Source organism: Agarivorans sp. TSD2052 (assembly GCF_023238625.1).
GTDB lineage: Bacteria > Pseudomonadota > Gammaproteobacteria > Enterobacterales > Celerinatantimonadaceae > Agarivorans.
In genome coordinates, this window is sequence record NZ_CP096670.1 from 3247948 (window position 1) to 3272979 (window position 25032).

Below are 25032 nucleotides of genomic sequence, written 5' to 3' on the forward strand. Positions count from 1 at the left end.
TGCAACTCATCAACAAGTCTAGTGCATTATTAAGCTTGCATTTCTACAAGTATGCCTTTAATGCAGGTTGGAGCTAGCAAAACAACAAAAATGAATTTCTATAATTCCCCAATTCATTAGGTATTCGCTCTATTCTCCTGCCCATAACTGCTGGACAATGCAAAGGCCAGCCATAAAGTCACGACTGGAGTGCACGCAATGATCAAATCAAAAACATTTAAACGCACACTACTCGCAGCGGGCATTGGCTTATTAGTGGCGAGCCCGAGCATTTTGGCTAGCACGCTAAGTGCGCAGCTTAGCGCTGCCATTCACCACCACAACATCCCTAATCCGGTTGGTATTTCTAGCACGCTAGAGTCAGTGATTGATAAGCGCCAAGTGGGTGAAGCAATGCCAGCCACGCCTGAATCTACAGAGGAATGGCTAAAGGCTGTAAAGTTCGCGAATAAAGAACCTGCCCAGCTTGCATTAAAAGCGGCTAAAGAGCTCGACGTAAGTGTTGAGAAAAACTCCATTGCAGGCGTAGAGACCTTTGTGGTGACCCCTGCAACCATTAATCCACGCTATGCCGACCACTACTTTATGCATTTGCATAGCGGAGCATTTGTCTTTGGTGGCGAAGAAGCAGCCCTACGTGAAGCAATATGGATGGCAAACGGCCTAGGTGTAAAAGTGATCTCGGTAGATTACCGTAAACCGCCTCTTCATCCCTTTCCGGCAGCCATCGACGATGCAGTTGCAGTATGGAAAGATATCACCAGTAAGCAAGAAGCCAGCAAAACCGTAATATTTGGTACCTCGGCCGGCGGTAATTTAACCCTAACCACCACTTTGCGGCTGAAAGAACAAGGGCTACCTATGCCTGGAGCACTCTTTGCTGGCACTCCCGCTACCGATCTTGCACACACCAGCGATAGTTGGTTAACCCTAGAAGGGCTAGATCCACTAGGTCGCCGCGCAGGTCTGCTTCAAAGTACTTTCGACTTGTACGCCGCTAACAACAACTTGGAAAACCCTTTGATATCTCCCGTGTATGGAGAGCTAAACAACTTTCCACCAACGCTGCTAATTTCAGGCACTCGTGATTTACTGCTTAGCGATACCGTTCGCATGCACCGCGCGCTTCGTGCGGCCGGAGTCAGCGCCGATTTGCATATCTATGACGGGCAGTCTCACGCCGACTACTTACTCGGGCTAGCTCACAATTTGCCCGAATCAGATGATGCGTTAGCCGAACTAAACGCCTTTTTTAATACACACCTTAACTAAATAGCTATCGAGCCCCGTAAGGGGCTCGCCATTACCTGTTACAAAGGACATTGCTTAATATGACACGCTTAATATTGTTTTTTGCTTTAATAGGCCTTTCATTTTCGGCAATGGCAACTGAACAACAGAACCCAACGCAACGTAGTATCGATTTGTCATCACCTCAGCAAACTGTAGACAGTTTTCTCAACAGCTCGAAACAAGTCATTAGCGCTTGGCGAACCGAACAGTTCAACTCACTAGAAGGGCAACTAGCCTTTTATCAAGCCAGTAAAACTCTCGACTTATCCAGCACTGCCAATCGTAATCGCAACGTGGTAGTGATGGAGAAAATCGTACTATTGAGGGAAATACTTAACCGCCTTGAATTAAATGAATCTACAAAATTTACGCCCTTGCCCGTTGATGAGGGCGGGCTAAATTCTCGCTGGCGTATTGGCGGTACTGACCTAGTCATAGAAAAACAACTTGAGGGAGTAAGAGCAGGTCAATATTTATTTTCCGCCTTGTCGGTGAACCGCTTATCACATCAGTACTACTTGATTACCATTAGCGAACAACAAGTCTCCAATCATCACGACCTCTATGAAGAGTTCATTTTGAACCCAGGCCCACTCATATCGCGTAGTGTTATATCGGCCCTCCCTATGTGGAGCCAAGAGCTAGTCGCAGGGCTTCCAGCATGGCAATGGATGATGCTGCTAGGCTTATCGTTAATTAGTATAAAAGTCACCAAACTAAGTATTTTGTTTGGCAAATGGTGGAATGCCCGATTTGATGATACAGAGCGTCATTGGCAATTTGGCAAGCAACTAGCGCTAATCTTTAACATCCTGTGGATGATGCTCTTTAGTAAAATAATAGATGATGGGATTTGGCTATACGGGATAGTGTATCAGCTTAGCTCAAGCTTAATACTTATCGTTCAGTTCGTGTTTATAGCATGGTTTGTGTTGTCAGTTTTTATCTATTTCGCGATAGTCATTTCCACCAAAAAATATCAAGAAACCTCTCCAGACTCTTCACTTATTCTGGTACTGGCAAAAATACTAGGTGGCATTACCATTGTACTGCTTGGCCTCTACGCACTGGAGTTTATGGGGGTATCGATTTCTCCCATATTGGCGGGCTTAGGTGTGGGTGGTTTAGCCATTGCCTTAGCTATTCGTCCATTGCTTGAAAACTTAATCAATGGTTTAACTTTGTACGCCGATGGCGGTATAAAAATCGGCGAGCTATGTCGCTATGGAGACAAAAACCTTTACGGCGTTATCGAAAATATTGGCTTGCGAGCTACTCGAATTAGGACTTTAGAGCGCTCAGTCATTACCATACCTAACTCTGAATTTGCCAACATGGAAATCGATAATTTAGAAAGGCGAGATAAACGGCGTATGGAGCACGTACTTAGACTTCGACCCGAAATAAGTGTAGAGCAACTGCAAGTATTACTGGTGAATTTACGGCGTGATTTTTTGCGTCACCCCAAAGTAGAAGAAGAGCCAACTCGCGTTAGATTTATGGGGCTAGGAAGCTATTCACTTAAAGTCTCGATCGTACTGTACATTCGCTGCCGCGATCACGATGAGTTTATGGCATTACAAGAAGATTTATTATTTATGCTGTACAAAGCTGTTGATCAAGTTGGCGCAAAACTGGCCTTTTCAACTCAGCACCAATATGCCGGTAAGCTTAAAACTATTGAAGCAGAACAAGTTCTTAAAGCACAACAAACCGTGCAAAAGTGGCATGAAGAGGAAAGCTTCCCCTTCCCTAACTTTAGTTACAGCTACCGTTATGAAATTAAAGACACCTCTATCTTTCCTGTCCCCACATCGGCAGTAAGAAAAGACAGCCAATTCAACTAAATATGTAGGCAAAGACGAGTATATGAATTGCTGAAATACATATACTCATTGCCCCATATAGGCAAAATAGAAGTCAAATATTTATCCTTAACTTCTATTTGGAACAACACCATGACAGCTTTCTTGAAACGCGAACACATACTAATTTTTGGGATGCTACTTGTTGTTTTTCTTAAGCTAGGTGGCGACAGCTTTCTTGCAACCACTAGCGGCATTGTCGCTTACTCGTTCACTACACTTGTACTGTTCGGTATTGTATTGGCAGCTATCTTTGCGGTAGTTCGTCACTCAGATGCCTTAGCCATAAAACTAGGTGACCCCTACGGCACCTTATTGCTGACTCTCTCGGTTATTATTCTTGAAGTTGTGATGATTTCATCGGTGATGCTAACCGGAGATGCTAACCCGGTACTCGCCAGAGACACCATGTTTGCGGTGATTATGGCAGTACTTAATGGTTTACTCGGTATTGGCTTAGTATTAGGCGGGCTGCGTTACCATACTCAAACCTTTAGCCGTGAAGGCATTACCTCCTATATGGTGGCCATTATTCCACTGTCGGTATTGTGTTTAATTTTGCCTAACTTTATTCCCACTAACAGCGCGGGTGCAATGCCGCTCATTTTCACCATCGCACTGGTTGTCGTGTCGATAGCCTTGTATGCTGTTTTCCTCTACACCCAAACCAAAAGTCATAGCTACTTCTTTGTAGATGCTAAAAATGAAGACGAACACGAAGCGCACGGCCCATTAAAGAGCAATCTCTATCACTTCTTACTACTAGTGGGTTATCTAGCGGTGATTATCTTACTGGCTAAAAACTTAGCCATGCCTATCGACCACGGCATTAGCAACCTTGGTGCGCCAGCGGCACTAGGTGGTTTAATTGTTGCGCTGTTAGTGCTAGCGCCAGAAGGCCTTGGTGGGGTTAAAGCCATCATGAAAAACCAATTACAGCGTGCCATGAACCTATTTTTTGGTTCAGTGTTGGCCAGCATAGCACTCACCGTGCCAACGGTATTAGTAATTTCAAGCTTGATGGCAGAACCCATTACCCTTGGCTTAGGGGCAATTGATACTACCCTGCTTATTGCCACCTTATTGGCCACTTCTGTGAGTGTGGTTAGCGCTAAAACCAACGTGCTTAATGGCGTTTCTCACTTAATACTGTTCACCATGTACCTAGTACTGATTTTTGTATAAGAAGAGGTGCTAAATGCTTGAATTATTGTCGATGATTTATAACAGCGACTTTGAATCATTACGAGATATTAGCTCAACAAACTGGTTATTGTTTTTGCTGTTCATGATCTTGTTTATTGAATCTAGCTTTGTATTTCTGCCACTACCCGGCGATAGCTTAGTGCTATTTGCTGGAACCCTTATCGGTTTAGGCATACTAGATTTTACCAGCACCTTTGCATTACTGAGTTTAGGAGCGGGTTTGGGAACCTGTATAGCTTACTTACAAGGCCGTTACTTGCAAAAAACCAAGCTAATGAGCCATGCTAAGCGAGCAGTTCCTAGCGATACCATGCAGCGGGCAAACACCTTGTTAAGGCGCTTTGGTTTTATCGCCCTGCTGGTTTCTCGCTTTATTCCTTTTGTACGCGTTGTTACGCCAATGCTAATGGGAGCAGCAGAGTTTAAATCTTCAAAAACTGTATTGATGAGCCTTACCAGTGCCTTAATGTGGGTTTGCCTACTGCTACTAGTAGGCAAGTGGATCACCATTAACCCTTTAGTATATGCTTACCAACATCTACTCACTCGGATTTTTATCCTCAGTAGCCTAGTGCTTATGTTAGTGGCGATTGTGGGTATACTGTATCGCCTAAGCAGCCGAGGTAAGCGGATTAAGTCTTTGTAAAAACTATTGATAGCAAGGGATTGCTTTCCTCTTCTTCCTATTGCACTAGCATTGCTAAGCTGGCTATTCGTGTTTACTATCACCCTATTGCGCTAACATTTTTGTAACCAGCAGGGTAAACATGGATAAACAACTGGCCGATCTTGATTTAAATCTCATAAAATTGCTCAAGGTAGTTGTAGAAACCAAGAATACCCACCAAGCAGCCAAAGTTTTAGGCATTTCTCAGCCCAGTGTCAGCCGAGGTTTAGCCAAGCTAAAAGAAATCTTCGGCGAGCAATTAGTGATAAGAAAAGCCCACGGTATAGAGCCCTCGGAGTTAGCAGAAAAGTTAGCAGAAGCCGCCGATGACATGCTGCTGCCTATCAGTAAAGTGATTCAAACTTACCAAAACTTTAATCCTTTGGAGTTTGATGAAGAGGTAAGCATAGCCCTCACCCCAATTTTGCTAGAAGTATTTGGCTCTGAGATCTATCAGGCTTTAGAAAAGGCTCTGCCTAAAGCACAATTTAAGCTAGTTTTTGTTAACTCAAATAGCTTAAATTACCTGCTCAATGCCAAGCTAGACTGCATTCTGCAAATCGGCGAGCTCAGCTTACCGAAAGAGGTATACTCCCATACTTTAAAAAACGTTAAATTAGCGATTGTAGCAAGAGAAGCTCACCCTGTACTCAGCCAAAGCTCAGAACTTGCCGATATTCACCACCTGCCTATTGTACGTATGGCTCCAGAAAATCAAGGTTCAAAGCACTCAGCTTTACATCAGAATTACGCAGCAAAAGGCTACTCAGCTCAGGTTATCTTAGATACTCATGAAATTGAGTTAATCACCGAAAAACTTAAACGCTCAGACGCCATAACTTTCTCTAGCAGCTTTATCACTTACAATAACCCTAAGCTAAAATGCTATCCACTCCCTAGTAACACTCCTCATAGCCAACGCGAGATATCAATTGTAGGGAACTACTTGCAGACCCGACGCGGCTCGCCACTTAGCCAACTAATCCATCAAATACTTAGCAGCTGTTTTAATAATTTTGAGCAACCCGAGAGCTAAGTATTTTTTCAGCAAACACCGCAGCCAAGCGCTATGAAATGCACATGTGAATTTTTGATATACCGGTGAGCTTTATGACTTAGTCACTAACATTCTCTTCTTTTTATTAAGAGGAGAAACCATGATAAAGCCTGTTGCGGCGGCCCTTGCCTTAACATTTAGCACCACTAGTTTTGCCGAAAGCAGTTCAAGTAATCTATTTCCTGAAGTTACCTTATTTAACGCTGCAAATGGTGAAGACCAAGAGCGTCTATGGTCACAAACTAAGTTAATGTTTGGGCCTGGAGCAGGCGTAATTGGTGCTTTATACCTAATGCCAGAGTCCGTGACCAACTGGGATAAATCAGAAATAGGCCGCGGCAACATGGCGCAGAAATGGTGGGACAATGTAAGACAAGGTCCGGTATGGGACGACGACCATTGGGCAATAAATTACATTGGCCACCCTTACTTTGGCGGGGTGTATTATCAAGTAGCCCGAAAAAGCGGTTATGACCAGTTTAACTCCTTTCTCTATACCACCCTCATGAGCACCTTTTACTGGGAATATGGTATTGAGGCCTTTGCCGAAGTACCATCTATTCAAGATCTAATTGTTACTCCCATCGGTGGCTGGTTATATGGTGAATGGGCCTATCAAACCGAGCAGCGCATTCGCGCCGGTGGCGGTGAAGTAATGGGGTCTACTAGGTTGGGGAACGCCTCCTTGTTTTTACTGGACCCAGTAGAAAGTATTGGTAAGGGGATTAACCGAGTTACCGGGAATGACACCATAAAAACAGGTATTACTTTTAACACCAGCAATCCAGTGCAAACGCCAAGTGAGGTTCGCGCTAAAGAATCCTACTACGGCTTCACCCTACATTTTCATTACTAATTAACACTAGCCATCTAACAGTCACGGACGACTTGAGTTCACTTTTTTCCACCTTCCCTTTGGTAATAAATCCTAAATAAACTCGGCCTCATTGCTTGCCAATACCATTACTTTCTCACTCATTTAAACCAGCTCGCTTTACTTTCAATTAGGCGTACTACAGCTAAGTAATACCCAACAAAAAATGACACCCAAAGGGTGCCGTTAATGAAAGAATCTAAGCCTAGTTAAAACTAGCTTTCTTGAATTAGCTCAATGCTCAACTCATTACCTAGGCTAGGGTCAGGATTGACTAAAGAATGCGTCAGTCTTGGTAACACAATAAAAAGTAACAACATAAAGGCAATAAAATAGCTTTGTTTCATCATTTATCCTCCAATCTTTAGCCAACTCGGCCATTTCTAGTTGGCTCTATAAGCTGATAGTCAGACGCTTGTAAGCCCAATACTTTTGGCAAGGTGGCACCAATGCCTACCGAGGAAAAGGTGCCTATAACAATCCCGCTAAATAAGGCGGTAGCAAAAGCTTGTAGCGGAGCGCCAGCCAATAACCAAATACAAGCAACGGTTAACAAAGTAGTACCCGATGTCACCAAAGTGCGGGTCATTGTCGACGCCAAAGCACGGTTAATTTGGGTATCGAGTTCTATTTTGCTGCTGGCCCGTAAGTACTCTCTTATCCTGTCGCCAATCACTATCGAGTCATTCAGGGAGTAGCCAATCACCGCCAGAACAGCTGCCATTACCGTTAGGTCGAATTCAATCTGTAACCAGGCAAACAAACCTAATACCAGCAATACATCGTGAAAAAGCGCAATCACTGACGCTAAGGCTAGTCGCCACTCAAAGCGGAACGACAAATAGATCATCATCGCCAGCAATGAAGCAAAAATTGCCAAACCGCCCATTTCAAACAACTCACTGCCCACCTGCGGACCAATAATCGAGCTACCAAGCACCTCTACTTGCCAAGCCAAAGGGAGCTGGCGATGCCAATTGGCAGTAACCGCTTCACTCATTTCCAAACCCTGCCGAACAATCCAATGATTTGCGCCAGAACGACTCATTGAATAGCCATCTACCAATAATAGATCTAACTGCTCAGCCATTTGCTGTTGCTCTAGCGGAAACTGAGTCGCCAATTCGGTCACTACACCACCGGTAAAATCGACGCCAAAGTTAATCCCCTTAGTGGCCAAACCCACTATAGAAGCCAGCACCAAAACCACCGACAGGCTCAAAGCCCCTTGGCGAAATGCTGTAAGCGAAAAACGGTTTATCCAAGCTTTCATGATGCAAGCTCCTGTAGTTGTCTTAGCGCAGCTTTTCGGCGCCAAGTAAGTTGTAAATTAACCAAAGAGCGCGACACGTACACGCCGGTAAACATGCTGGTTAACAAGCCAAGGCCGAAGGTAATGGCAAAGCCTTTAATCGGGCCAAAACCTACCGAAAACAAAATTGCTGCAATAATCAGTGAGGTGAAGTTGGCGTCAAAAATAGTGCTAAAGGCATTTTTATAGCCATAATGCACCGCCATTTCTTCACTTAAGCCACGGCGCCTTTCTTCCTTTATCCGTTCAAAAATAAGTACATTAGTATCGGTTGCCATACCAATAGTAAGCACAAGGCCTGCAATGCCCGGCAAAGTGAGTACGGCCCCCGGCACCAAAGAAAGCAAACCGATTAAGCAAACCAAGTTAAGCACTAATGCGATGTTGGCAATTAAGCCCAAGCCTCGATACCACACCAACATAAAGGCCAGCATTAAGCCCATCCCAAGAGCAAGAGCCGCAAAACCATTAGTAATATTCTGCTCACCTAAACTAGGGCCCAATAGCCGCTCTTCTACAATAGAAATAGGTGCCGACAAGCTGCCTGCTTTAAGTAGCAAGGCAAGCTCTTGGGTGGCCTGTACACTGTCCATACCGGTAATTGTAAAGCGCGAGCCTAAATGCGCCTGAATGGTAGCAACGCTAATAACTTTGCTATGCCGCTCCAATACTCCAGCGTGATTTTCTAAGTATTCGGTATAAAGCGTGGCCATTGGCTGGCCAATATTTTGTCGGCTAAAATCAGACATCCGGTTACCACCAACACTGTCTAAGTTAATCAACACTTCTGGCATGCCAAACTCACTAAACTGAGCGCTAGCATTGCTGATACTTTGGCCGGTTAAAATGGGCCTAGTATTGATGCTGATGGGGTCGCCAGAAGCGTTTTGATGGACATCGCCGTTAGCACTAAGTGAATGAAAGCTAATGGTAGCAGTGGCGCCGATAACGCGTTTTGCTTGCGCTGGGTCTTGTACGCCAGGCAGTTCAATTCTTATAAAGTTATGCCCTTGGCGCTGCACTACAGCCTCGGTGATGCCAAGGGCTGCTACGCGATCTCTCAAGGTTTGCAAATTTTGCATCATCAACGCTTGATGAAAATCTTGATTGCCAGCTAGGTTAATGGTGAACAAACCCGCTTGTTGCTGCCTTACTTCATGCTCTGGGAAGTTGCTTTGAAAGGCATTAAGTGCTGCTATTGTCTGCTCAGACACTCTAGGAGGGAAACTTAGTTCAAGTTGCTGCTGCTCATTACTTAACACTCGTGCGCCACGCGCACCTTGTTCTCGTAGTAGCGTATTTAGTTCACCTCGTTGCTGTGCCAAAGACTCATTAATAGCTTGTTGAGTATCAACTTCTAGTAAGAATTGCACACCACCACGTAAATCCAAGCCAAGTTGCAAAGGTGATAAACCTAAGCGCGCTAACCATGCTGGCCCACTAGACTGCATAGCAATAACTACTTCAGCATGCTCTCCGAGATGCTTGCTTAATACTACTTGAGCGTGCTGCTGCTCGCTGGTATTGGCCAGAGTGAGCGTAGCCTGGCTATCACTCACTTCAGCAAAACTTATCTCTATACCTTCCTCATTCAACCACTGGTAAAGCTGAGTACCTACTAGCTCGCTAGGTGCCACTTGCGGATTAGTACTGACTTTAATCACTGGCCGTTCGACATAAATGTTGGGTAAGGCATTTAGCATCAAAAAGCCAAGGCTAATTAAGATGACCAAGTAGTGCCACAACGAGTAGCGATTAAGGGCTCTTGTCTGTTTGCGCATTTAAATCTCAAAGATCAGGAAGTTGATATGCGGCTAATTTATCGCTAACAAGCCGGATTGAAGAGGTATTTCAGTGATTCATTAATGTTGTTTACTATCCTGAATAGTTGCCAGAAAGGTGAACAAAAACGAATCACTCAAATACATCGCCTTATTTGCATAACTAAACAACAATGCCAGCCCTTATCCCCTCTTAACAGCTTAAAAATTGAAGCAACAAAACAGAGAAATTTAAATGCAGGTAGAAACTGTTTTTACCGTAGCTGGCTTAACCATGCTGGCCCTATTACCCATGATAAACCCGCCTATGGCTGCCACATTGTTACTTGGCTTAAGCAAAGGGCATGGCAAGACGTACTTAAGCCAACAAGCCAGGTTGGCCAGTCTATTTTTGTTTATAGCGCTTACTGTCACTTTTTTTATCGGCTCATCAATACTGGAATTATTTAGTATTTCGATGCCTAGTTTACGTTTAGGCGGTGGACTCATTATTGGTGCAATTGGCTTTAAGATGCTATTCCCAGCCCCCCCCATAACAGTAGAACTCTCGACGCAAGATTCTATTGCTTTTGTTCCGCTCACCATTCCCTCTATGTGTGGGCCAGGAACCATGGCGCTAGTGATTAGTGGTGCGTCTGAAATAGCTAGTTTGCCAGAAGATATTGACAAATTTAGCGTCTATTTAGGTAGCGTAGCTGGCTTTATTGGTGTCGCTATTGTGGCATGGGTGGTGTTAAGCATGGCTTATCCAACACTTAAGTTGCTTGGCAAAAATGGCATCGACGCCTTCACACGAATAATGGGTTTTTTACTGGTATGTATGGGTACTCAGTTTTGTGTAAACGGTCTTACCGAAGTTTATCAAACCATGGAGCTGGCACTGTAAGCCATAATCGCCTACCAAATAAAGAGATAGTCAATGAGTATAAAAGTAATTAAAAAAACGGCCGGTGTGTATAAACAAGCTGGTCTTGAGCTAGTCACCAGCTTTAACCCAGACGTAGATGAATTTTTGTGGATAGATATTTCGGGTGAAGTATCTAAGGAGCTGCAACAGCAGTTAGTTCACCTTGGTTGTCATGAGTTGGCGGTTGCCAGCTACTTCCAACAAAAACAAACAGCCAGAGCCGAAGCATTTCCAGACAGTACCTTAATCTTGTTTAAAGAAGCAATTAGCCTAGCCGATGACTATGAACTACGCGCACAAAACATTGGTATAATTTGTAAAAGACAAATAATTGTTAGCCTACACCCGCAGCCCTCGCAAGCCATTGAAATACTGCAAGCTAGCTTAAGCCAAGAGAACAGCAAAACTACCGAGCACTTGGCAGTAGCGCTGATGCAAAACGTAGTGAAAAACTACTTACATAGATTATTAGATTTTGACCAAGAAATCGAACGAGTAGAAGATGAACTGTTCGCCGGTGATAAAGTTAACAGCCTGAAAAAGCTGCTTAATTATCGATACCATTTCCGCAAACTTAATCGCGTTTTAGAGTTTAATCAAAATGTTGTTGATCGCCTAAGCTCCGATGAACTGGCGTACTTTTCGACAAAATCAACCAAAGACCAACATGAATGGCTAAAACTATATGAGCGTAGTAAGCGCATATATGGTTTGTCTAAAATGTATTACGAACTGTGTGGCGACTTATTAGACGGACATATTTCCATTAGCACTCACGACCTAAACAACACCATGAAAGTACTCACCATGATTACCGCCATCTTTGTTCCCTTAGGTTTTATCGCTGGGATCTACGGCATGAACTTTGAGAACATGCCTGAGCTCGCGTTCACCTATGGTTACTACTTCACCTTAAGTGGCATGGCAGTGATTGCCGCATCATTCTTTGCCATTTTTAAAGTGAAGAAATGGATCTAAGGCGGTACTTGGTCAACAAAGTGCAGCTTAAGTCACTTGGTTTAGGTTATTCACCATAAGCTTTGCTAGCTTCTCAAATTCCTCAATTTGCTGATCGCTCAGGTTTTGACACATTTGGCTTTGCACTTTGCTTTGGGTCTCTTTAATTAAGCTTGCCAGCGCTTGTCCCTCGTTGGTGAGAGACAAAAGCTGGCTGCGTTTGTCTTCTGGGTTGGCGGTTTTTCTCAGCCAATCTTTTTCAATCATTTCTTTTAGCAAACGGGCGATTTGCGCTTTATCGCGAGAAAAGTGATTAACAATGTCGTTAGCCGTGCAATGGTGACTCGCGGCAATAAAACTTAAACAACTCACATGCATTGCATTTAAGCCTAGTTGTTGGGCTTTTAAGCCAGAGCGCATAGCGATTCGATATGCTTGAACCAGAGCAAAAACCGAATCAGAAATTGATTGCTGTTTCATAAGACCTCAAATAATAGTTGACTAAGTCTACCTTTAAAAATATAGTTGATTTTATCAACCTATTAAACAATGTACAAGTCATTAGGAGTAACGATGAAGCCAAAAATGTATCCCGTTCAGGTATCACAGCTTATCCCACTCTCTCCTCACCTACTGCGGATTGTAGTGAAAGGCAGCAGTCTTAAACGCTTTCCTGAATCTAAGGAAGGGGCACATGTGAAGGTGATATTGCCAAACAGCGATAATTCAAAACCTAAAATGCGCTCCTACACCATTCGTTGGTTTAACTCGGCGAGCCAAGAGCTTGCTTTAGATTTTGTAATAAATCGGCACAGCGGGCCAGCAACTAACTGGGCGAGCCAAGCAAAGCTAGGTGAGCACTTAAGCATTGCTGGTCCTGGGCAACTAAAGCTGAGCCAGTTTAATCATCACAGTTATCTGCTACTGGGGGATATTACCTCGGTAAACGCCATTAATGGCTATGTGCCAAGGCTTGCCCCCAAAGCCGACATTAGAGTAATAATCGCCGTTCCCACTCGTGCCGACATTATAGAACTAGACTATCACGCTGCGGAGAACACCCACTGGTATATTGAAGATGAAGCAAGTATTAGCTTTGCAGAGCAAGTGCAAACAATCGCCGCAGGAATGGCTAGCGATAGTCATATATTTATGGGCTTAGAAGCCTCACAGATCCGCTCTTTACGGCCAATGTTGCAGCAACACCTAGGTTTTGATCGCCTAAATACCTTTGCAGTAGGTTATTGGAAACAAGGCGTAGATGCTGATCGCTTTGGCGCACAAAAAAAAGCGGCTCCTTTGTAGCCGCTTCCTTTTACTCTATTGAAGTTATTCACTGAGCCTGTAAATCAATGACTAGCGCTTAGGGCGATTTACAGCTTTCTTCTAAGGTACTTGGCAAGCGGTAGATACGTGATGAATCAACGTCGAGCCCATCCCCCACTATCAGCCAGCCACTTTCAACAGTCACTAACTTCCATTGTATTTGTTGCCAGCTTAACCAGCGTGGTGGCAGCGTAAGTGCTTGCTTGGCATCTTCTGGCAAGGTTTGGGCGAGTTGTAATTCCAACTGCTCAAATGAGTAAGCGCTTAGCGCCTGCTCCACACACTGCAGAACAGCATCGCTTGCGGCAATAGCAACAGCATCAGACATCTCATCACTCGGCAAAGATGAAAATGTAGCTGGCAGCTCCTCAAGAGCATAATGCTGCTCAGCAGACTTAGCAGCAAGCTCAGTTTGCCTTTGTATTGTTTCAGCCTGCATAGTTGGTTGTTGCATTGCCTTCTGTTTGGCTAACTGTCTTCGCTCTTGCTCAAAAGCTTGGGTATCCACCTCTCGCTTACGTAATAGCTTTTCAGCTAGCTCTTGCTTTTGCTGCTCAAGCTCTTCGACCGCGAGTTCATCACGCTGTATGGGCGGACTCATTAACTGCACATTACTTTGATAGCTCATTTCACTGGGCGGCACCATCGTTTCACTAAACAGCCACCAGCCTAACACGCCCACACACGCCAATGATGCTGCATTAGCCCACCAAGGAGCGCTCGCCCAAGAGTAAGAACGCTTGGTTTTGTGGTTTTCATCTAGGATGTGCTCGGCCTGTTGTTTTGCCAAGCGTTGAATGCGTTTATCTAGCAGTGCTGAGGGCTCAAACTTGGCCGTCGCCTGTTGATAGGCTTGATCAAGTTGCTGTTCGCTAGGCTGTTCATCATTTGAATGATGCTTGTTAGGGTCATCAACCATGGTGTTTCTCCAAGCAATCGCGTAGCTGTTGGTAAGCAACTCGAATACGACTTTTTATAGCATCAAAGGAGGCATCTAATACTTGGCTCATTTCGGCTACCGCTAAGCCAGACTGCTTCAACATAAATACGTCTTGCTGTTTGGCTGGCAATAACGATACACAGCCTAAGATGGCTTGCTGATCGACAGCTTGTTGATGCTCTAGTTCAGGCGTAGATCGGGAATGCAGCTGGTCAACATCTTGTTCAGGATGATCTTCATGGCGGTCTTTTGAGCGCCAATAATCAGCCACTCTTCGCCGTGCAATCGTATACAAATAGCCACGAAAATGCCGAGTGGTTGAAGCCGAGTTATCTCGATTTTTTTCACTTGGAAGCTGATAAGCACTCGCTTGGCTGATGATAGACTCCCACACCTCTTGAAATACTTCATTACATGCAGCTTCTGGCATTTTCTGGCAGATAAACGCAAACAAGGGTTGTCGATAACGCTGATACAAACGGTCAAACGCGGCACTGTCACCACGTTGACCGTAATCAAGCATCAGTTGTTCATCACTGACTAAGCTCATGAGTTTGGTTATCAATCCTTGCTGGTAAGGTGACCGGTAATGGTTGCACCGCATACTCAGGCTCTGGCAATTGAACAGGCAAGGCCGAGTTAGATTGCTGAGCTAAGGTATTCGTTAATCTGGCTAACTTAACAAACTCTGCACGATAACCAAACTGATCTTGGCCTTTTCCTGCGTTTGCCCAATCAATAATTGAGGAATAAGACAGATCATCTAATTGTTCGTTACCACGAAGCTTTTGGCCAAAAGCCGCTACTGCGATGGCAAAGCTATCATCAGTGTTAATGTTCGCCAAACTAACAAAATCGTTGTTATGCACACGCTGAGTATATTTAGCCGAGGCCTCCGACTGGGCTTTTTTATAGCGCACTCGTACTTCTACTAAGGCTTCATTTACTGGCCGCTGAGCCATTTTGTTTTGTTTAGCTTGTTGAAATACCAGAGGGTCAATCAAACCGGGCTTACCTACCGGGGTAATTTCATAAATGGCGGTGACACTGTGCCCAGCGCCCATATCGCCAGCATCTTTCTTGTCGTTATTGAAATCGGCACGCGCCAATTGGCGATTCTCATAGCCTAACAGGCGATATTCTGACACCATACTCGGGTTAAACTCTACCTGAAATTTCACATCATGAGCCACGGTATGCAAGCTGCTGCCAAGTTGGTCAACCAGTAGTTTTTGCGCTTCGTGCAGGGTATCAATGTAACCCGCTACACCATTACCGTTGTCTGCTAGCTGCTCCATTAAGTGGTCGTTATAGTTACCTTGGCCAAACCCTATCGTAGAGAACTGCACGCCTGCTTTACGCTTTTGACTAATCCGGTGTTTTAGCGCGTCTATGTCGGTAATGCCTACATTCATGTCACCGTCTGACATTAAGTAAACGTGGTTAATCCCGCCCTCAATGAAGCCTTGCTGCGCTTGGTTATAAGCTAACTCAATGCCTGCAGAACCATGAGTAGAGCCGCCAGCCCGCAAATTGTTGATGGCATTTTCAATGCTATGTTTGTCGCTCACTTTTGTGGCTGGCAAGGCAATGCCTGTTCCGCTGGCATAGGTCACAATGGCGACACTGTCATTTGCTTTTAGCTGATTAAGCATTAACAACATTGATTGCTTCAATAATGGCAGTTTCTCTTGTGACTGCATCGAACCTGATACATCCACCAAAAACACTACATTAGCCGCCGGGCGAATGTTCATGTCCGGTTGATACGCACTCACACCAATTCTAATCAACTGATTATTGCTGTTCCAGGGTGAAGCCGTAAGTAGAGTATTCACCGCAATCGGCTTATCGGCGTTTAAGCTATCTCCAACTTGGCTAGCGTAATCGTAAGAGAAGTAGTTAATGAGCTCTTCTACTCGCACCGCATCTTTGGGTGGCAGCCGGCCATTATTTATAAAGCGACGCATATTGGCATAACTGGCGGTATCTACATCGGCACTAAAAGTAGACACCGGCTGCTCTGCGACCGACACCACCGATAAGTCACTCAGCTTTTGGTAATTTTCAGTATTAGTCGCTTGATGATAATAGGCATCGTTATTGTGATATTGGCTCACCGCCATTTGCGACATTTTGGCGACTTTCGCATTGCTTCGATGGGCTGCCACTGCACTTTCTTGCTCAAGCCTTGCGATAGGATGCACCGCTTGAATTGACGCATCTTGCTGAGGGCGCTGCACTGGGCGCGTTTGCTTATGCGGCTGCTCGGCTTGGGTTTGCTCACTGGTACCGGTGTAGCCACAAGCGACCAATGTAGAAAGCGCTAAGCCTATAGCTACCGAGCGAGCAATCGGTGAATAAACAAAACCAGAAGCAATATAAGTCGAATTTTTCATTATTGAATACCTTGTTTAAGTCAATCTCAACGAGGTAATCGCAGCCAATCAAAAAACGAGGCTAAAAAAATGTCATTATTTTTAACTTTTTTTAAAACGAAGGCCTAAAGCGCTTTAAAAGCGCGATGGCTAGCGCTGTAATCGGGTAATTCCCCAATGCTGACTACTTTTCTCAGTTAACTGCCAACCCGCTTTGCACAAGTAGTGGCGAATATGAAAATTGAGATAGCCATGGCTAAACAACATCACCTTGTTATGCGTTTCCGCTAAACTCACGAGCTGATGCGCCGCTTCTTGCGCTCTGTATTTCGCCTCGCTATAAGACTCAAACGGACCTTTAAAGCCTAGCGTCCACAGCAGACGATTTAGATACAGCCAATGAGACGCGGTTAGCACCAAAGGGAGCTTATAACGTGGAATTTCCATTTCACGGTATATTTTTGAGGTTTCTGTAGGCCGCTGATTCAAAAAGATCAGGGTTGACTCCATCGCCCTTTTTAAGTCACTTGAAACAACATAGTAGTCAGAGTAATCACTAAGTCGCTGCGCTTCGGGAAAGCTATCGCTAGCGATCCCAGAGTGATGGTAACGCCGCACCCAACGAACAAAGCCACTGGCATTTACACGCGGATAAACGGCGGCCGAAGGTCTCCCATGTCGAACCAAGAGTATTTCCATAAATACCATTTCCACTAGTCATCTAAATACGTCTACTGGTTAAGCTAAAGGCCAACTAAGAGATGCGCTTTGTGGCCCAAATTGACATACCGCTAAGCCCGAATTTCAGGCTCAGCGGTAGTAATACAAAAAAGTGTATCTTGCAAAAAAAATCAGCCCGCATCTAGCGGGCTGATTTAATCATTCTCAAACACTAATGCAGTTAGCGTAAAGATTTAAACTTTGGTTAACCAAGCGTGGCTGTCTGCCGCTTTGCCCCACTGTATATCATTTAAGGCTTGGCGTAGTTTCAAGGTAGTTTCACCGGCTTCACCATTGCCAACGGTATACTCTTCACCGTTGTGAATTAACGTACCTACTGGAGTCAGTACCGCGGCGGTACCCGATAGAGCCGCTTCACAACCTGGTTTAGCAGCACGCTCTAGTAGCTCTGTTACCGTAAGTTGGCGCTCGCTTACGGTTAAACCTAGGTCACGTGCCAAAGTAAGAATAGAGTCGCGGGTTACACCGTGTAAAAAGCTACTGTCTAACGCTTTGGTGATCACTTCGTCGCCATCAATCAAAATAAAGTTAGCCGCGCCGGTTTCTTGTACATCGCCACCTGGGCAGAACAATACTTGGTCGGCATCTACTTCGGTACGAGCCTTGCTAATGGGCCCGAGTGCGCTGGCGTAATTACCGCCTGATTTAACCATGCCCATATGCGGAGAACAGCGCATGCCATTCTCTTCTAATAATAAACGCAAAGGTTTGGCACCCGCGGCAAAGTAATCACCGACTGGCGATAACAATACATACAGCAATGCTGAGTTAGTCGCAGCGGCCGCTTTACCAATCGCAGGCTCAGTACCAATAAAGGTAGGTCGAATGTACATAGAACCAGGAGCAGCGGGTACTTGGTCAGCAAATTTGTTTACCAGTTCGGTAACCATTTGCTCAAGTAACTCGGGTTTGAAAGCTGGCAAACTCAGTAGGTCAGCCGATTGCGCCATACGTTTTATGTTGGCGTCCATACGGAAGATACACACGCTACCATCTTCATGGCGAAAAGCCTTAAGCCCTTCAAAACAAGTGCTCGAGTAATGAAGTACGTGAGCGCCGGGGTGCAAGCTAATGCTGTCTGACGAAACAATTTCGCTGTCAGTCCATTGTTGGTCTTCATATTTAGCTATTGCCATTTGTGGCATAAAAACCGTGCCAAATGCTGCCATGTTGTGTTCCTACTTATGTTGAGGCCTTATAAAGCCCTTTTCTTTATATTGATTGTGGGTATAGCGAAGTAGAAAACTGGAGGTGTTGAACGAGTTCACGCTTTATAAAACCGAGATGCTTGAACGACCAATGCCAATTTTTCCATAAACTGGATCCGCTGAATGGTAAAAGAGTATGTGGTCTTATGCCACTGCGATCAAGCTTAAGAAACCCTCAATCTGCAAATATTCTGTAATAAATTTGGCTAAAGCAACACTTTAACAGGACTAGAGGCTAATTTTCAGGGAAGGATGGTGAGCTTTAAAGGCAAAAAACCATCCAATAGAGATGCACTCATTGGTATTACTCAGGGCAAGAGCCGTAGTGCGGGGTTAATTGTCTGGATATGCATTACCAGTCATGCTTTTTAGGATCTGTTTGCGCCAAAAACGCTTGTGAAAGCTGTTTAAGCAAGTCTTCTTCTGCTAAGCCTTGGCCTCTAATTGCCATAAGCTGCATAGACGCTTTCGACCTACTGTGAGCATCAAATAACTGAGCCATTTGCTTATCTCTTTCATTAACAAGTCGATAAAGCGCTAGATACTTATTGTGAGCGCTCTCTCCAGATTTGTTAATCTGCTCACTGCATTCTAAAAGCGAATCATCGCAGAACTTCTCTATGGCTTTATCTTTAATAAGCTTGAAGATTTTCCAGTCTGCTTCATTCATAACACAATTCCCAAAGATGCGTAACGCCCAAATAACAAGCAAAAAATTGTTGGCTAAAATGGCAACGAAGGAGCAAAAGCCAACTGTTTTTTGTCCTTTTAAACGACGAGCTAGCCGAAAGGCGAACAGTATAAGTATAATGGCAGGGCTTAACATGAGGATGAAAACACACAAAAAATAACAACTTAGCACTACGCCAAACGGGTAAGGGCTTAACGCCGTTCCCCCCGTCTTAGCTAAACTCGCCTTGCGAAAACTAACAAGGCCTTGGCCCCGCCAACATCAACACCGTTATTTACTATAGAAAGGAGCATCGGGCTTGTTCAACACCCAAATAAGGTGTCGGCTGCGCGACACCTATTCTTATTCGTTATGCGTGACTTGACTAATTTGAACTTTATACCATAATCACCATACTATTTGGTATTTTAAGGTTAAGACAATGGCTAAAAACACAAGTATTACTTTAGGTGATCATTTTGAAGGCTTTATTAGCTCACAAATTCAATCCGGAAGATACGGCTCAACCAGTGAGGTTATTCGATCTGCGTTACGTTTATTGGAAACACAAGAAACAAAATTGCATACATTACGTAACTCTCTTATTGAAGGAGAAGAAAGCGGAGTCGCTGATTACGATTTAGATTCATTTATTAATGAACTTGATAACGAAAATTCAAAATGAAGCCATTTACATTAACGATTTCAGCAAAAAACGATCTTAAGGATGTAGCTATATTTACGGCTCGTCGTTGGGGAAAAGAGCAGCGAAATATTTACCTTAAACAGTTTGATGATTCTTTTTGGTTGTTAGCGGAAAATCCCGATATAGGTAAAGGCTGTGATGAAATTAGAAATGGTTATCGAAAATTTCTCCAAGGTAGCCACGTAATATTTTACAAACAAACAGGTAGCCAACAAATACAGATAATGAGAATTCTGCACAAAAGTATGGACATCTCCCCTATTTTTGGCGCATAACGCCGCGTTCTAGCGAATCCCCTCATAATTCCTTGGAAATTCAATATAGTAGACGCGAACCCCGTTTTCTCACCATCATCACTATGCCACATGCTATTTAAGCTACATCGACTTGATTAGACACCTTATTGGCGCGCATTAATGAATACAATCAACAAAGTCGTTTACACCTTAAATGAGCCTGACACTAGCTGTGCCATAAGCACCTCTGCCTTGAATAGTGCCATCTTAGGGTTAACCGATAAATGTCTAGTGCCCCTGACACTCCAAAGGACTGGATAGCCCAGGCAGCGATAAGATCGCACTAAGAGAGCCTCTATATGTGTTTGCTGTAAACGATGATTTGACAGCTAACTGACAGACGAAGTAGATGAATTTGTTGATTGATTTTAGTTTGACTGCAAGAGCAGTCAAATAAGTTAGGCTCGCCTATTGACTACCCGGAGGCTCAAATGTGTTATACGTATTTTACCTTTTAAGCCACCACTCACTCTCTATATCCTTACCAGCAATCCAGCGATACAATTTACGAAATGTTGGCACCGCATATTCGGTTTTAATTTCGAGATCACAAGAAGTACATGTTGAGATGACAAACATAGCTCTGATTAAAGGTCTCTGACGAGATTCAAAATATTCAAAAGGCTCTTCGCTAAATTTAACTCTATGCGACGAACAACTACAGGAGCTACATTTAGATTCTCCCTCGTTATTTTTAAGGTGATTCATAGCAAATTCATGAGCATCTAGCTCCCAACTTGTTGCCGTTGAGCTTGCCCCACAAAATTCACAATACTTTTCATTTGCTGAGTTACCTTGACCACAAGCTAAACAGCCCCATCTATAGCCTGACATTTTCACCTATACGTATAACGCCGGTAGCAAAGGCGAGCGTTTTTCGCGAGTCCAGCCCGCGTTTTATGCGGGCGATTTTGCCTACCCTTGTTATATTTATGTATACAGTATCTGCGCAGCCAACGGCATCAGCGCAACTGCAGCGACTAATGAACCAATTATTACAGCTACTGAAATTAGCGCTTTTTTCCAAGATGCCATACTATCCCACTTAGCAGCCATAGGCGTAATAAAGGTTCCAAACTTAAGCTCAACTACGCCAATAATGGCATATGCCAGAAGTAACAAGCCAATACCATAGATTAGTGCATTCTCCATGCCGGTAAATGCTGAGACTGACAAAATTAGTATTGCCGGTATACCTGCTGAAATCACTTTGGTTTTTGCTGGCTTCTGAGAGAGAGGAACTGGTGGCGGTAGCGCGCGCCTTTTTAAATTACCACCAACGACCACCATAACACCGCCAATTATGAAGAGCGGGATGCTAGCTGGCGGACCAACAATCAAAGCAGTAATAACAAGTACCCAGCCAATGATGAGCACTTTTTTCCATTTAGGGTAGCTTTCTACGATATCATTCATAAAATATAACGCCGCAGCCACGGGCAAAGGCTAGCGGCTTGCCGCGCTGTGGCCTTTGTCCCCGAGGAGCGAAGCGACGAGTTAGTGAGCTTCATTGTTAGGCATTTTCCGCCAACGCACGCAATTTTTCAGTGAGCTGAAATGGCGCACTAATACCTGAACTATTGATTTTCACGCATTGCCCAGAAGGCATCATGAACAACCCTGTGTTCTCTGACCATCCCTGTATGGAGCCAACCATTACGGCCTCATTCGGTGCTTTGTAGTTGACTCGCCATGCTCGATTCGCTGTCGTAATCGACTGAGGCTGAAGCTGCCCTCTCGATAGCCCTTTACCTTCGAACAAACTCACGGGAATGCCAAATAGCGTAAGCTTCTTGAAGAAGCATCCGTTTGTGCTTTTCAGAAGGGAAACAAGTGCGGGGGGAAATTCCGCTTTAGCTTCGAGGCAAGCCCACTCGATCATTTCATCGGTGGCCGGAGGATAGATTGCGGCAGTGCCGTGATCTACGTGCCAGTTACTAGCGCCGAGATTGCACTCTATTCCGTTGGATTCAAACTCTTCGATGATGTTCATTTAATTTGATGCCTAACGCCCGCAGCTGCGGACGGACTGGAGCGCAGCGGAAAGACGTTCCGACAGCCTGCGCTTGTTAGATTTGATTGACATACACTGCCTCCCGATGGAATTCTAAATACGGAAGGCAGCCTGCTTCTACTTTGTAAAGCTTCATTGAACTTGTGATTCCTAGCTGACTGATATCCCGCTCGCCTAACAGTGGCGAGATAATTAGGCTCCCATCATCTGTAAAGCTTATATAGCCACGATCAAATAGTTTATCCAAAGTTGGACTTAAAAGTAGTCCGTTAAAGGGATCAATACGCTCTGAATCAGTAGACTTGCTCCAAGGTTTAATAAAAAATAACAGGACATCCAATTTATCTTGTTTTGATTAACAATAACCCTTAAGCAAAAGTTTTTGGGTGCTTGTTAGATTTTTTGAGGCGTAAAGCAACTAAAGAAACATGCGATAAGGTCATTGGGCTTTAAGTGGCAAAATGCAGCCACCGCTAAGCCCTCAATTGAGCTGAAGAGATGCGTTGGTAGGTTTTATGTGGGCTACGCTAGCTGTCGCAGAGTTGTAATTTACTATGAGTGGCGTACCAGCGCCGGCCTGTTTGGCTAGCATGTTGTTGCAGATGTTTATTTGAGCCAGCCGCGCTAATAAAGTGGCGGTTAAAGTCTTTCACCACACTTAGCCAGTCTTTCTGATTAATGTTAAGCCGTGTCATTATTGGTAATATATTGGCGGGTATTGCCCCGCGTTTATCGGCGCGTACACAACGGCCTGTCCAGTCTACTAACTCTAGATATTCATAAAGGTTAAAGGGTAAACCGGGGCTGGGGTCACCATGGGCTTTATAACCGGAAAAAGGTAACACCGTTGAGGGTTGTAGGTTTTCTTCTGATTTAGCGGTTTTTAGCGCCTGCATGCGCAGTTGCACACTGGTAAAGTCAGACTCTTCTGGGGTATCAGCCATTTGGGCTCTGACTGGGTTTAAATCTACATAGGCCATACAAGCCAGTACGGCGGCTTCATCTAATAAGGCTTGAGATTTAAAACGGCCTTCCCAAAATCGGCCCTTGCATTGTTCTTCTTTATTCGCTTGGCGAGCTATGTGCTCGTTTAGGCAGCGCATAAACCAAGAGATATCAAATAAGCGTTTACGCCAGTCTTCCAGTTTTTCTATAGACTTAGGGTAGTTTTCATCTTTGGCTTGTGGGTCACTAAGGTATTGCTCTACCACATTGTGGCCTGCAAACAATTGCTTCCATCGGGTATTTATCTCGCGATAACTCCACTGCTCTGCCTGCTTTTGGTTTACTCGTAATACCAAGTGGTAGTGATTGCTCATTACTGCATAGGCACAAACCTCAACCGAGAACACTTGGGCTAGTTGAGTAAACTTATCCACTATCCATTGTTTTCGATGCTCAAAGCTTGCCCCTGTTTCCCGGTCTTCCCCACACAAATAGGCGCGTCGAACACAGCGACAAATGCAGTGATAATAAGGCGTGCTGTCTAAACAAATTTGTTGGTCACGAGCGCGAGTCATAGCTATTCCCCTTCTAGTGAAATTAAGCCTAGAAGAGAGAAATTAAATCGTCAAATTCATGGGTGTCCATTATTTCTTGCTAAAAAACTCACCTTTCAGCACTACATCAACATTGTTACCGAGCGCTATGAGCGGCTGCAACATCTTGAGCACGAGCTACAAATGATTGCCCAAGACTGGTGTTGGTATCCACTGGTGCAATATTTAACGGTACTCAGAGGCATACGGTTTTTATCGGCCATTACTTTAGTCGCCGAACTGGGAGATATGCGCCGCTTTGCTAACCCGCGTTCACTGATGAACTTTGTCGGTTTAACCCCATCAGAGTACTCCAGTGGGAACCGACAAAAGCAAGGTGGAATTACCAAGTGTGGTAATACTCATGCTCGGCGAATACTAATAGAAGCCGCCTGGGCCTATCGCTTTGCCCCCAAAGTCTCCCGCGAGTTACAGATTAGACAACAAGACCAATCACTGAATTTACAGCAGCGTTCATGGGAGGCTCAGCTTCGATTATGCCGACGCTTTGCCCAACTCAAACATCGTGGCAAAGAACACAACAAAGTGGTGACCGCAGTAGCCAGAGAGCTATTGGGTTACATCTGGGACATTGCCCAACGCTTTGACCCACAAAGCCAACATATAGGGTAGAAATAGAAACAAGCTAACAGGTTAAAACAACTTGAATGAGTAAGACCGGCGGCAGCGGTGAGAGCAACCCTCGAGGGCGTTAAGCGATGTAAACTCGCGCACATAGACTGAGGCAAGGCTGCTAAATAAACTACAGGCGCAAACAATACATAACGAAGAGTTGCGATAACCAACTCGCCCTCTCTTTTATATCAGCAAGGTCAACCGCCGACACTTACTTGCCAAAGGTCTCTCATTCAGGTTTTCTATGCCGGTATTAATCGGTAGGAATAGACTCGTGCGTGTTGACAGTGGGGATCATATCAACGCCCGCATCACGGGCAATTGAATGTTGGACTGCTTTTTTGCAGTCTTTGCTTTTCGCAAAAAACCGGCCGACGTTTAATTGTCGCTGTGCATGCGATTGTTAGTTGCCGTTTATTTAACATTACCGTTGAACTTTAATAATGACTGTTTATATATTAAATAATTTCCAAAAGTCATTGCAGCAAGCGGGATTAAAGGTATTACCCAATAAAGCACATGCCCAAATAAAACCCCTGTAGAGAAATCATATTCAGAAAAAATTGTACCCATAAAAATGAATATCGCTAAAAGTAAAACTGTTAACAACATTGCTACCAAAAAAAGTACAATTCCAGTGAATTTATTCAAAACTATTTA

General features: G+C 44.4%; 28 protein-coding genes. 12 read left to right on the plus strand and 16 right to left on the minus strand.

The genetic code is table 11. The annotated features are described in order from the left end of the window. The first annotated feature begins 198 nt into the window (after positions 1–198). The 6 genes from M0C34_RS14730 (at position 199) to M0C34_RS14755 (ending at position 6944) form a co-directional block, all read left to right on the plus strand. Positions 199–1272 carry an alpha/beta hydrolase gene (locus tag M0C34_RS14730; RefSeq protein WP_248712435.1) on the plus strand — a complete coding sequence of 358 codons (1074 nt, stop codon included), beginning with the start codon at positions 199–201 and terminating at the stop codon, positions 1270–1272. Positions 1273–1331: 59 nt separating this feature from the next. Next, positions 1332–3140, plus strand: coding sequence for a mechanosensitive ion channel family protein (locus tag M0C34_RS14735; protein ID WP_248712436.1), 1809 nt, complete (start codon positions 1332–1334; stop codon positions 3138–3140). Between the two features lie 111 nt (positions 3141–3251). Further along, positions 3252–4343 carry a calcium:cation antiporter gene (locus M0C34_RS14740; RefSeq protein ID WP_248712437.1) on the plus strand — a complete coding sequence of 364 codons (1092 nt, stop codon included), beginning with the start codon at positions 3252–3254 and terminating at the stop codon, positions 4341–4343. Between the two features lie 13 nt (positions 4344–4356). Next, positions 4357–5010, plus strand: a complete 654-nt coding sequence (locus M0C34_RS14745) for a DedA family protein (protein ID WP_248712438.1) — start codon at positions 4357–4359, stop codon at positions 5008–5010. Positions 5011–5131: 121 nt separating this feature from the next. Next, positions 5132–6067, plus strand: coding sequence for a LysR family transcriptional regulator (locus tag M0C34_RS14750; RefSeq protein ID WP_248712439.1), 936 nt, complete (start codon positions 5132–5134; stop codon positions 6065–6067). A gap of 121 nt (positions 6068–6188) precedes the next feature. Further along, positions 6189–6944, plus strand: coding sequence for a DUF3943 domain-containing protein (locus M0C34_RS14755; protein WP_371923077.1), 756 nt, complete (start codon positions 6189–6191; stop codon positions 6942–6944). Between the two features lie 233 nt (positions 6945–7177). Here M0C34_RS14755 and M0C34_RS21220 read toward each other — a convergent pair whose 3' ends face one another. The 3 genes from M0C34_RS21220 to secD are packed head-to-tail and all read right to left on the minus strand — an operon-like array spanning position 7178 to position 10055. Beyond that, positions 7178–7312: a hypothetical protein gene (locus tag M0C34_RS21220; protein ID WP_256469280.1), complete on the minus strand. Its 135-nt coding sequence runs from the start codon at positions 7310–7312 to the stop codon at positions 7178–7180. 14 nt (positions 7313–7326) lie between these two features. Continuing rightward, the gene (gene secF / locus M0C34_RS14760) at positions 7327–8238 is read right to left on the minus strand and encodes a protein translocase subunit SecF (protein WP_371923136.1); all 912 of its coding nucleotides are present in this window, start codon (positions 8236–8238) and stop codon (positions 7327–7329) included. Further along, positions 8232–10055, minus strand: a complete 1824-nt coding sequence (gene secD, locus M0C34_RS14765) for a protein translocase subunit SecD (protein ID WP_248712441.1) — start codon at positions 10053–10055, stop codon at positions 8232–8234. Before secD ends, secF begins: the two co-directional genes overlap by 7 nt. A gap of 235 nt (positions 10056–10290) precedes the next feature. Between secD and M0C34_RS14770 the strand changes: the two genes are divergently transcribed. Further along, a complete protein-coding gene (locus M0C34_RS14770; protein WP_248712442.1) occupies positions 10291–10941 on the plus strand; it encodes a MarC family NAAT transporter in 651 nt (216 codons plus the stop codon). A 33-nt stretch (positions 10942–10974) separates the two neighbouring features. Next, a complete protein-coding gene (locus M0C34_RS14775; RefSeq protein WP_248712443.1) occupies positions 10975–11940 on the plus strand; it encodes a magnesium transporter CorA family protein in 966 nt (321 codons plus the stop codon). A 27-nt stretch (positions 11941–11967) separates the two neighbouring features. Here the strand turns inward: M0C34_RS14775 and M0C34_RS14780 are convergent, their stop codons facing one another. Then, on the minus strand, positions 11968–12399 hold the full coding sequence (locus tag M0C34_RS14780; protein WP_248712444.1) for a MarR family winged helix-turn-helix transcriptional regulator: 432 nt from the start codon (positions 12397–12399) through the stop codon (positions 11968–11970). Positions 12400–12492: 93 nt separating this feature from the next. Between M0C34_RS14780 and M0C34_RS14785 the strand changes: the two genes are divergently transcribed. Next, positions 12493–13224: a siderophore-interacting protein gene (locus tag M0C34_RS14785; RefSeq protein WP_248712445.1), complete on the plus strand. Its 732-nt coding sequence runs from the start codon at positions 12493–12495 to the stop codon at positions 13222–13224. Positions 13225–13282: 58 nt separating this feature from the next. On the opposite strand, the gene M0C34_RS14790 is transcribed toward M0C34_RS14785, so the two are convergent. From M0C34_RS14790 to M0C34_RS14815, 6 genes are all read right to left on the minus strand, one after another. Continuing rightward, entirely contained in the window at positions 13283–14164 is an 882-nt protein-coding gene (locus M0C34_RS14790; RefSeq protein ID WP_248712446.1) for a hypothetical protein, read from the minus strand. Beyond that, positions 14157–14735 carry a sigma-70 family RNA polymerase sigma factor gene (locus M0C34_RS14795; RefSeq protein ID WP_248712447.1) on the minus strand — a complete coding sequence of 193 codons (579 nt, stop codon included), beginning with the start codon at positions 14733–14735 and terminating at the stop codon, positions 14157–14159. The genes M0C34_RS14790 and M0C34_RS14795 overlap by 8 nt, the downstream gene beginning before the upstream one ends. Then, a complete protein-coding gene (locus tag M0C34_RS14800) occupies positions 14719–16584 on the minus strand; it encodes a vWA domain-containing protein (RefSeq protein WP_248712448.1) in 1866 nt (621 codons plus the stop codon). The genes M0C34_RS14795 and M0C34_RS14800 overlap by 17 nt, the downstream gene beginning before the upstream one ends. Before the next feature lie 129 nt (positions 16585–16713). After that, entirely contained in the window at positions 16714–17262 is a 549-nt protein-coding gene (locus M0C34_RS14805) for a histidine phosphatase family protein (RefSeq protein ID WP_248712449.1), read from the minus strand. A 215-nt stretch (positions 17263–17477) separates the two neighbouring features. Beyond that, the gene (locus tag M0C34_RS14810; protein ID WP_248712450.1) at positions 17478–18473 is read right to left on the minus strand and encodes a branched-chain amino acid aminotransferase; all 996 of its coding nucleotides are present in this window, start codon (positions 18471–18473) and stop codon (positions 17478–17480) included. A gap of 391 nt (positions 18474–18864) precedes the next feature. Further along, the gene (locus M0C34_RS14815) at positions 18865–19182 is read right to left on the minus strand and encodes a hypothetical protein (protein ID WP_248712451.1); all 318 of its coding nucleotides are present in this window, start codon (positions 19180–19182) and stop codon (positions 18865–18867) included. Between the two features lie 442 nt (positions 19183–19624). Here M0C34_RS14815 and M0C34_RS14820 point away from each other — a divergent pair, with 442 nt between their 5' ends. Further along, positions 19625–19867, plus strand: coding sequence for a type II toxin-antitoxin system ParD family antitoxin (locus M0C34_RS14820; protein WP_248712452.1), 243 nt, complete (start codon positions 19625–19627; stop codon positions 19865–19867). Continuing rightward, complete coding sequence (locus M0C34_RS14825) at positions 19864–20163, plus strand: type II toxin-antitoxin system RelE/ParE family toxin (RefSeq protein WP_248712453.1); 300 nt, start codon at positions 19864–19866, stop codon at positions 20161–20163. The genes M0C34_RS14820 and M0C34_RS14825 overlap by 4 nt, the downstream gene beginning before the upstream one ends. A gap of 468 nt (positions 20164–20631) precedes the next feature. On the opposite strand, the gene M0C34_RS14830 is transcribed toward M0C34_RS14825, so the two are convergent. From M0C34_RS14830 to M0C34_RS14845, 5 genes are all read right to left on the minus strand, one after another. Next, complete coding sequence (locus M0C34_RS14830; RefSeq protein WP_248712454.1) at positions 20632–21018, minus strand: hypothetical protein; 387 nt, start codon at positions 21016–21018, stop codon at positions 20632–20634. A gap of 96 nt (positions 21019–21114) precedes the next feature. Continuing rightward, entirely contained in the window at positions 21115–21600 is a 486-nt protein-coding gene (locus M0C34_RS14835; protein ID WP_248712455.1) for a hypothetical protein, read from the minus strand. 97 nt (positions 21601–21697) lie between these two features. Beyond that, entirely contained in the window at positions 21698–22177 is a 480-nt protein-coding gene (locus M0C34_RS14840; RefSeq protein ID WP_248712456.1) for a hypothetical protein, read from the minus strand. A 76-nt stretch (positions 22178–22253) separates the two neighbouring features. After that, positions 22254–22538 carry an HNH endonuclease gene (locus M0C34_RS21315; protein ID WP_371923078.1) on the minus strand — a complete coding sequence of 95 codons (285 nt, stop codon included), beginning with the start codon at positions 22536–22538 and terminating at the stop codon, positions 22254–22256. Positions 22539–22725: 187 nt separating this feature from the next. Continuing rightward, positions 22726–23718, minus strand: coding sequence for a transposase (locus tag M0C34_RS14845; RefSeq protein ID WP_248712457.1), 993 nt, complete (start codon positions 23716–23718; stop codon positions 22726–22728). Here M0C34_RS14845 and M0C34_RS14850 point away from each other — a divergent pair. Next, positions 23698–24369 carry a transposase gene (locus M0C34_RS14850; protein ID WP_248712458.1) on the plus strand — a complete coding sequence of 224 codons (672 nt, stop codon included), beginning with the start codon at positions 23698–23700 and terminating at the stop codon, positions 24367–24369. The genes M0C34_RS14845 and M0C34_RS14850 overlap by 21 nt on opposite strands. A 417-nt stretch (positions 24370–24786) precedes the next feature. Here M0C34_RS14850 and M0C34_RS14855 read toward each other — a convergent pair whose 3' ends face one another. Further along, on the minus strand, positions 24787–25023 hold the full coding sequence (locus tag M0C34_RS14855; RefSeq protein ID WP_248712459.1) for a hypothetical protein: 237 nt from the start codon (positions 25021–25023) through the stop codon (positions 24787–24789). Between the last annotated feature and the right edge of the window lie 9 nt (positions 25024–25032).